This is a genomic window from Brucella pituitosa (assembly GCF_965577835.1).
Taxonomy (GTDB): Bacteria; Pseudomonadota; Alphaproteobacteria; order Rhizobiales; family Rhizobiaceae; genus Brucella; species Brucella pituitosa.
Window position 1 is genome coordinate 96148 of sequence record NZ_OZ264093.1, and the last position, 8853, is coordinate 105000.

The window sequence follows — 8853 nt, forward strand, 5'->3', positions numbered from 1 at the left end:
AATGACGGCTCAACCCGATCATACAGCACGCAGACCTTTCGGTTCGCGGCTGACAGATCGCCTGTCGATGAAAACCAGAAGATTGATTTGGGTGTGGAGCTTTCTGGCTCTGCCCATCCTTTTCTATAGCGTCATTCGCTTTTATCCGACGATTGAAGCATTCTGGCTATCTTTCACCAACTGGGATCTGATGAGCCCGCCGGAATTTATCGGCATCGCCAACTATCAGAAGCTTTTTGCCGATCCTGAATTCTGGAAAGTTTTCAAAAACACTTTCATCTACCTGTTGGTCGGCACGCCCATCAGTCTGGTTTTGGCTTTTGTCATCGCTTACTATCTGGACCGTGTCAGGCTCATGCACGGCTTCATTCGCGCCCTATATTTCCTGCCTTATCTGACAACCGCAGCAGCAATGGCGTGGGTATGGCGCTGGTTTTATCAGCCGGCACCAATCGGCTTCATCAATAATATTCTGAGTTCGCTCGGCCTGCCTCAACAGGGCTTTCTGCGCTCGGTTGACCAGGGGCTTTATGCCATTATGGCAACGTCGATCTGGGCGGGACTTGGCTTTCAGATCATCATCTTCATGGCAGGTTTGCGCGCAATTCCCGGCACATTTTATGAGGCCGCGCGCATCGATGGCCTCGGCGAGTGGGCAATCCTGCGCAAAATCACCATCCCGTTGCTAAAGCCGACAACTGTGTTTCTGGTGGTGTTTTCCTCGATCGGTTTCCTGCGCATCTTCGATCAGGTCTACAACATGACCACCAATGATCCGGGCGGTCCGCTGGGTTCGACAAAACCACTGGTACTGATGATCTATCAAACGGCGTTTTCGTCCTATGCAATGGGCTATGCGGCTGCTCAAACGATCATTCTCTTCATCATTCTGCTTTGCGTATCCCTGTTACAGCTCTGGATTCTGAGGGAAAAGAAATGACCGCGCCTGCACAAACCAAATCCCTCCCGTTCCAGAATCTGAAGCCCGGCCGCGTCATTACATGGACTTTGCTGTTCATCGGCGGTCTGATCATGATCACGCCACTTGTTTTCATGTTTTCAACCTCGTTGAAAACTGCAAGTCAGGTCTATGATTTGAGGCTTATTCCTGCGGAGCCAACGCTCCAGAACTATGCCACCATTCTTGCTGACGGGCGCTTTCTGCGCTGGTTCATGAATTCGATGATCGTGGCTGTAGTCGTGACTTTGTCGAACGTTTTTTTCGACAGCCTTGTCGGTTATACGTTGGCTAAATTCCAGTTCCGGGGCCGCTATTTCATCTTCCTTGCGATCCTTTCGACCCTGATGATCCCGACCGAAATGCTGGTTATTCCATGGTATCTGATGTCGAGCAAACTCGGCTGGCTGGATAGCTATTGGGGTATCATGTTCCCAGGCATGATGACTGCCTTCGGCACCTTCCTGATGAAGCAATTCTTTGAAGGTGTGCCAAATGACTTCCTCGAAGCCGCACGTGTGGACGGGCTTAACGAGTTCCAGATCTGGTGGAAAATTGCCATGCCATTGGTCACCCCGGCCCTATCAGCGCTGGCGATCTTTACCTTCCTTGGCAACTGGACCGCTTTCTTCTGGCCGCTGATCGTTTCAACCAGTCCAGAGCTTTATACGCTGCCGGTTGGTCTATCGAGCTTTGCGGTTGAACAGTCGATCCAGTGGGAAATGATCATGACCGGCGCAGCTATCGCCACATTGCCTACGCTTATCGTTTTCATGCTGCTTCAGCGCTACATCGTACGCGGTGTTATGCTTGCTGGTCTTAAAGGTTGAACCATGTCTGATCTCGACCCAAAATTGTCCGACAACAGCGTGTTTCCAAATCCGGTTTATAAAGAAACCGTGCTGCGGCCGCTGTTTGACGGTGCCAAGACGCATCATGTGGATGGGTTTCGACGCATCGACCGCGCCCATCTGGTGATGCTGGTTGAAACCGGCATTCTTGATCGCGATCAGGCGGCACAGATTGCCGTCGCTCTGGAAGCCATTGATCAGGAAATCAATCCGGCTGAGCTGACCTATACCGGTGAGGTTGAAGACTTCTTCTTCCTCATCGAAAAAGAACTTAAAGCCCGTATTGGTGCCGATGTTGCCGGTCGCCTGCATACTGCGCGTTCACGCAATGATATTGATCATACGCTGTTCAAGCTCGGTTTGAAAAAGCACATTGATACGCTGCTCGCCAAGTCACGGCACCTGCTTGATGTGCTGGTTGCAGCTGTTGAACGCGAGCAGGCTACATTGATCGTTGCCTATACCCACGGGCAACCGGCACAGCCGACAACATTCGGGCATTATCTTGCTGCGGCTACGGAAGTGCTGATCCGGGATATCGAGCGCCTTGAAGCCGCACGTACGATTGTGAACCTGTCACCGATGGGGGCAGCAGCCATCACCACCTCCGGCTTTCCGATCGATCGCAAACGCGTCTCGGAGCTGTTGGGCTTTGCTGCCCCCTTAAACAATTCCTATAGCTGTATCGCAGCCGTGGATTACGTCACCTCGACCTATTCCGCGTTGGAACTGATGTTCATTCATCTGGGACGGCTCATTCAGGACTTCCAGTTCTGGACGAGTTTTGAAGTTGGCCAGATTTATGTGCCGAATGCCTTTGTGCAGATTTCTTCAATCATGCCGCAAAAGCGCAATCCGGTGCCAATTGAGCACATGCGTCATCTGTCGAGCCAGTCAATGGGGCGAGCCCGCACCGTGCTGGATGTAATGCACAATACGCCTTTCACCGATATGAATGACAGTGAAGGCGAAACGCAGCAGATGGGGTATGAGGCTTTTGCTTCAGCCGGTCGTGTGCTTGATCTGTTGGCGGCTTTCATTGAAGCGATCCGCATAGATCCGGCTAGGGTTGCGGAAAATATCCGCCGCTCCTGCATCACGATCACGGAACTTGCGGATTCTCTGGTGCGTATTGAAGACCTGTCGTTCCGTCAGGCGCATGAGATTGCAGCGACTGTAGCACGTGCCGTGGTGGCTCAGGGTGGCGGACTTGAGAAAGACGGCTTTGCACCTTTCCTTACGGCATTCCATGCAGCAACGGGGCGCGAACCGTCTTTTGATCAGATAAAATTTGAAGAACTGGTTTCGCCACAGCATTTCGTTGCCGTACGCGACCGTCTCGGCGGTCCGGCACCAAAGCCTATGGGCGAGGCTCTGACGCGATACCATGCTGCTGCAGAGGCGTTCAATGCACGTGCAGCAGAGCACGAAGCTTATGAAGCCAAAGCCAATCAAGAACTTAATGAAAAATTCAGCGCACTTGCGGAGACACGTTAATGGCAACCATTGAACTCGAAAAACTTGTCAAACGTTACGGCAAAGTCGAAGCAGTTCGCGCAATCGATTTGCAGATCGAAGACGGAGAATTTGTTGTTTTCGTTGGCCCTTCCGGCTGCGGTAAATCAACAACTCTGCGTATGATTGCAGGCCTCGAAGATATTTCAGGCGGCCAGCTGAAAATCGGCGGCGAAGTCGTCAACGAACGCGATCCGAAACAGCGCAATATTGCGATGGTGTTCCAGAATTATGCAATTTATCCGCATATGAGCGTGCGCCAGAATATCGGTTTCGGTCTTTATACATCGAAGCTTTCCAAGGCGGAAAAGGCCAAGCGAATTGAAGATGTTGGCGCATCGTTGGGGCTGACACCCTATCTGGACCGCCGCCCTGCGGCATTGTCCGGTGGGCAACGTCAGCGTGTTGCGATTGGCCGCGCGATGGTCCGCAACCCTTCAGCGTTTTTGTTCGATGAGCCATTGTCGAACCTTGACGCACAATTGCGCGCACAGATGCGCATTGAAATCAAGCGCCTGCACCAGAGCCTCAAGACCACTACGGTTTATGTAACGCATGATCAGGTTGAAGCCATGACCATGGCCGACCGCATTGTAGTAATGCGCGATGGTAATATCCTGCAAACCGGCACACCAACTGAACTTTATGAACATCCAGTGGATGTGTTTACCGCGCGCTTTATCGGCAGCCCATCGATGAACCTGCTCCAAGGTCGCCGCAAGGGCGACACGGTTGAGTTTGCGGCTGATGGCGACATGCTGATCGGCATCCGCCCGCATGAGCTGACTGTTGGTGAAACCGGCACGCCCGGCGGGATATCGCTGCAAGGCATTGTAACGGCTGTTGAACCACTCGGTGCGGAAACTCTGGTCCATCTTGATGTCGAAGGCGCCGCAGTCATTGCGACAGCACCGGGCAAAACCGTTCCAAAATCGGGCACTACACTGAGCGTCTTTGCGCCTGCTGGTAGCCTTTATCTGTTCGATGCCAAAACGGAAAAGAGCCTCGGTCGCCTATAATGTCAAAACAATTCAAAACTCCTGCTGTCCTGAGCATAGGACGGATTTACTGCGACTTGATTTTCACTGGCCTTGATGCGTTACCGCAACCAGGCAGAGAAGTTTTCGCAGGCGACATGAAGATCGTAGCCGGCGGCGGTGCCTTTATTTCCGCCGCCCACTTTGCTCATGTTGGCCGCTCAGTGGCTTTGGTCGCACGGCTTGGCACTGACAGTCTCTCAAAAGGCATATCCACAGACCTGGCCATCGATGGCCTTGATCTTCGCTTTCTGGAAACCTCAATTGAGGCTGGGCCGCAAGTGACTGTGGCCAGTGTTATCGGCAACGACCGAGCGTTTCTTTCCCGTCGTGCGGGTTCCGCGAGGCCATCCACTCTGGATGACGCATTGATGTGGAACAGCGCTAAACATCTGCACATCGCAGAATATGCGACACTGCATGAAATTCCGGATCTGGTAGCAAAAGCCAAAGCTGCCGGCCTGACCGTATCACTGGATCCAAGCTGGGATGAAACTCTCATCTACAGCCAGGACTTTCTGAAAAGCTGCGAGGGCGTGGATATATTCCTGCCAAACAGCGAAGAAGCAGAAGCCATTACCGGCGATAGAGATCCCCGTAAGGCGATTGATATTCTATCGAAGCACTTCCCTGTCGTCGCTCTGAAGGCGGGCGAAGAAGGGGCATGGCTGACTACCGGCTCAACGGAGATGCATATTCCGGCTGACAAGGTAGATGTTATCGATACGACCGGTGCGGGCGATGCTTTCAATGCTGGCTTCATTGACTCGTGGATTGACGGGCGCAGCCCGGCCGACTGTCTCGCCGCAGGCGTCAAGAGCGGCAGTCTGGCCGTACAGGCCGCAGGCGGAGCTTCCATCCTGCAGAGCTAGACCGTCAGCACATTACACAACTATTCAAGCAAGGGGGCCTTCATGGTCACGACATCGTTTATGCGCAAAGAGACAATCGAGGCCTCTGCCGTTGTTTCGCGTTTGCTGACTGAAGAAGCCGCAACAATCGCGGAAATCAAACGTCTCTATGAAGAGCGCAAGCCACGTGTGATCACCACGGCTGCCCGCGGATCATCCGATCATGCGGCTTCCTTCTTCAAGTATCTGTTTGAGATCAGCGTTGGCTTACCGGTGGCTTCAATCGGCCCTTCCGTGACATCCGTTTATAACAGCCGCCTGCAACTGCAGGACGGATTGCATTTTACGGTTTCACAGTCTGGTGCGAGTCCTGACATTGTTGCCTTGCAGAAGGCCGCCAAAGCAGGTGGAGCCATTACTGTGGCCATCGTCAATGTAACTGACAGCCCATTGGCAGAGCAGGCCGATATTGTGTTGGGCTTGCACGCAGGTAAAGAACAGAGTGTAGCCGCAACGAAATCCTGCATCGCTGGCGCAACCGCGCTCGCAGCCATCACTGCCGCGATCAGCGGCGACGATGCGTTGCAAGCGGCGCTCACCAGACTGCCGCAGGCATTGGATGCCACTGTTGCAAATCCAATCGATGCAGCATTGATTACGCAGCTCGCCTCAATTGAAGGAATGTATGTCGTCGGACGGGGCACGGGTTTTGCGGTCGCATTGGAGGCGGCGCTTAAGGCCAAGGAAACCTGCGGCATTCACGCCGAGGCTTTTTCATTGGCCGAAGTTATGCACGGTCCTATACGTCTGGTTCATAGCGGCTTTCCCGTCCTGGCATTTTTGAATGAAGACGACGCATTCGCTGCCAGCAAACAGGCAGTCGACCGTCTGATCGGTCTGGGGGCCGATGTATTAACGATTGGCGCTGAACGCACCCAGCATAAAACTATAGGGATAACACCAACGGGGCACGGTTTGATTGATCCGCTCGTCGGTCTTGGAGCTTATTACACCTTGATTGAACGTGTTGCGCTTGGCCGTGGTCTTGATCCGGACCAGCCTATGAATCTCAGCAAAGTCACGGAAACCGTCTAGCTTTTCCGCACATTTACGTGGCCTCCAGAGTTAGCCTCACAGAGGTTTAAAAATAACGTAGCCCCGGTCAACTCTCGTTGCCGGGGCTTTTCTCTATGTAGATAGCGATTTCGTTTAGAACCAGCCTTCACGGGTTTAATTGTCTGGTCTTTGGCTTCCGAAGGTGCTGATTGCCGTTGCATGGGGCTTGGAGTTGCATCCTTGCCGATCCTGTACCTGGCACTATTTTCAGACGCGGACAGCTCTGTCCCTTAAACGTCAAAACGCCCGTGGTTTTGTCCACGGGCGTTTTTGAATTTGGTTGCGGGGGCAGGATTTGAACCTGCGGCCTTCAGGTTATGAGCCTGACGAGCTACCGGGCTGCTCCACCCCGCGTTAAGGGCTTAATTTGTATGACCGGATTTGGTAGTTTTTGCGCTTAGCGCTGATGAATGCTGTTTTGTATGATTATGAGAAGATGTTGATGATTTGTGTGCTTAGCAGACCTGGCAGCGACCTACTCTCCCGTGTCTTAAGACAAAGTACCATTGGCGCTGGAGCGTTTCACGGCCGAGTTCGGAATGGGATCGGGTGCAGCCGCTCCGCCATAACCACCAGGTCGGCGAAGAACACAAATATGAGAAGCTGGTTGTCTTTCGTGCAGATATTGATTTGTTTTTTTTGGCGCTGATAAACAATAAGCACACGACTGTGTGCCGTCGCTTATGCGACGCGCCGTCCGCAGCGAAGCAGCTTTAGCTGCGACAGCGTGAGGACAAACAATTCATCAAGCTACGCTTGATGGATATTGTAAATGAGAATGATCAAGTCGATCGAGCTATTAGTACCGGTAAGCTACATGCGTTGCCGCACTTCCACACCCGGCCTATCAACGTGGTAGTCTTCCACGGCTCTGATAGGGAATACTCGTTTTTAGGTGGGTTTCCCGCTTAGATGCCTTCAGCGGTTATCCCGTCCGTATATAGCTACCCTGCTATGCCGTTGGCACGACAACAGGTCCACCAGAGATACGTCCATCCCGGTCCTCTCGTACTAGGGACAGATCCTATCAATATTCCTACACCCACGGCAGATAGGGACCGAACTGTCTCACGACGTTCTGAACCCAACTCACGTACCGCTTTAAATGGCGAACAGCCATACCCTTGGGACCTGCTCCAGCCCCAGGATGCGATGAGTCGACATCGAGGTGCCAAACAACCCCGTCGATATGGACTCTTGGGGGTCATCAGCCTGTTATCCCCGGCGTACCTTTTATCCGTTGAGCGATGGCCCTTCCACGCGGGACCACCGGATCACTATGACCGACTTTCGTCTCTGCTCGACTTGTCAGTCTTGCAGTCAGGCAGGCTTATGCCATTGCACTCGACGAACGATTTCCGACCGTTCTGAGCCTACCATCGCGCGCCTCCGTTACTCTTTAGGAGGCGACCGCCCCAGTCAAACTACCCACCATACACGGTCCTGGACCCGGATAACGGGCCGCAGTTAGACATCCATATAGATAAGGGTGGTATTTCAAGGATGACTCCACAATGGCTGGCGCCACTGCTTCAAAGTCTACCACCTATCCTACACATGTCGACACGAATGCCAGTGTAAAGCTATAGTAAAGGTGCACGGGGTCTTTCCGTCTAACCGCAGGAACCCCGCATCTTCACGGGGAATTCAATTTCACTGAGTCTGCGTTGGAGACAGCGGGGAAGTCGTTACGCCATTCGTGCAGGTCGGAACTTACCCGACAAGGAATTTCGCTACCTTAGGACCGTTATAGTTACGGCCGCCGTTTACTGGGGCTTCAATTCAATGCTTGCACATCTCCTCTTAACCTTCCAGCACCGGGCAGGCGTCAGACCCTATACGTCGTCTTGCGACTTCGCAGAGCCCTGTGTTTTTGGTAAACAGTCGCTACCCCCTGGTCTGTGCCACCCTCCAATAGTTGCCTATAGAAGGGTCACGCTTCTTCCGAAGTTACGCGTGCATTTTGCCGAGTTCCTTCAACGCAGTTCTCTCAAGCGCCTTGGTATTCTCTACCAGTCCACCAGTGTCGGTTTAGGGTACGGTCTATATGCAGGAGCTATTTCCTGGAACCGCTTCGCTGCACATTCAATCCAATAAGAATGTACAACACACGCAATCCGTCACTACCTGCAGGCCCACGAATATTAACGTGGTTCCCATCGACTACGCCTTTCGGCCTCGCCTTAGGGGCCGGCTAACCCTGCTCAGATTAACTTTAAGCAGGAACCCTTGGACTTTCGGCGAGGGAGTCTCTCACTCCCTTTATCGTTACTCATGTCAGCATTCTCACTTCCGATACCTCCAGGATGTCTCACGACTGTCCCTTCACAGGCTTACGGAACGCTCCGCTACCACGCACATACGTGCATCCACAGCTTCGGTGTATGGCTTTAGCCCCGGTACATTTTCGGCGCAAAGACCCTTATTTAGACCAGTGAGCTGTTACGCTTTCTTTAAATGATGGCTGCTTCTAAGCCAACATCCTGGTTGTTTTGGGATCCTCACATCCTTTCCCACTTAGCCAT

General features: G+C 52.9%; 6 protein-coding genes, 1 tRNA gene and 2 rRNA genes (1 of these 9 only partly in view). 6 read left to right on the forward strand and 3 right to left on the reverse strand.

What is annotated here, in order from left to right:
- The first annotated feature begins 67 nt into the window (after positions 1-67).
- The 6 genes from ACSME1_RS11755 to ACSME1_RS11780 are packed head-to-tail and all read left to right on the forward strand — an operon-like array spanning position 68 to position 6307.
- The gene (locus tag ACSME1_RS11755) at positions 68-940 is read left to right on the forward strand and encodes an ABC transporter permease subunit (protein ID WP_161662549.1); all 873 of its coding nucleotides are present in this window, start codon (positions 68-70) and stop codon (positions 938-940) included.
- On the forward strand, positions 937-1788 hold the full coding sequence (locus ACSME1_RS11760; RefSeq protein WP_024898680.1) for a carbohydrate ABC transporter permease: 852 nt from the start codon (positions 937-939) through the stop codon (positions 1786-1788). The genes ACSME1_RS11755 and ACSME1_RS11760 overlap by 4 nt, the downstream gene beginning before the upstream one ends.
- 3 nt (positions 1789-1791) lie before the next feature.
- The gene (gene argH, locus ACSME1_RS11765; RefSeq protein WP_024898681.1) at positions 1792-3306 is read left to right on the forward strand and encodes an argininosuccinate lyase; all 1515 of its coding nucleotides are present in this window, start codon (positions 1792-1794) and stop codon (positions 3304-3306) included.
- Positions 3306-4343: an ABC transporter ATP-binding protein gene (locus tag ACSME1_RS11770; protein ID WP_024898682.1), complete on the forward strand. Its 1038-nt coding sequence runs from the start codon at positions 3306-3308 to the stop codon at positions 4341-4343. The genes argH and ACSME1_RS11770 overlap by 1 nt, the downstream gene beginning before the upstream one ends.
- Positions 4343-5233: a carbohydrate kinase family protein gene (locus ACSME1_RS11775; RefSeq protein ID WP_100558154.1), complete on the forward strand. Its 891-nt coding sequence runs from the start codon at positions 4343-4345 to the stop codon at positions 5231-5233. Before ACSME1_RS11770 ends, ACSME1_RS11775 begins: the two co-directional genes overlap by 1 nt.
- A 42-nt stretch (positions 5234-5275) precedes the next feature.
- Positions 5276-6307 carry an SIS domain-containing protein gene (locus ACSME1_RS11780; RefSeq protein WP_024898684.1) on the forward strand — a complete coding sequence of 344 codons (1032 nt, stop codon included), beginning with the start codon at positions 5276-5278 and terminating at the stop codon, positions 6305-6307.
- Between the two features lie 298 nt (positions 6308-6605).
- Here the strand turns inward: ACSME1_RS11780 and ACSME1_RS11785 are convergent.
- The 3 genes from ACSME1_RS11785 to ACSME1_RS11795 all read right to left on the reverse strand — a co-directional run.
- Positions 6606-6682: transfer RNA gene (locus ACSME1_RS11785), tRNA-Met, on the reverse strand.
- 108 nt (positions 6683-6790) lie between these two features.
- Positions 6791-6905, reverse strand: a 5S ribosomal RNA gene (rrf, locus tag ACSME1_RS11790).
- Between the two features lie 201 nt (positions 6906-7106).
- Positions 7107-8853: ribosomal RNA gene (locus tag ACSME1_RS11795) — 23S ribosomal RNA — on the reverse strand (it continues 1161 nt past the right edge of the window).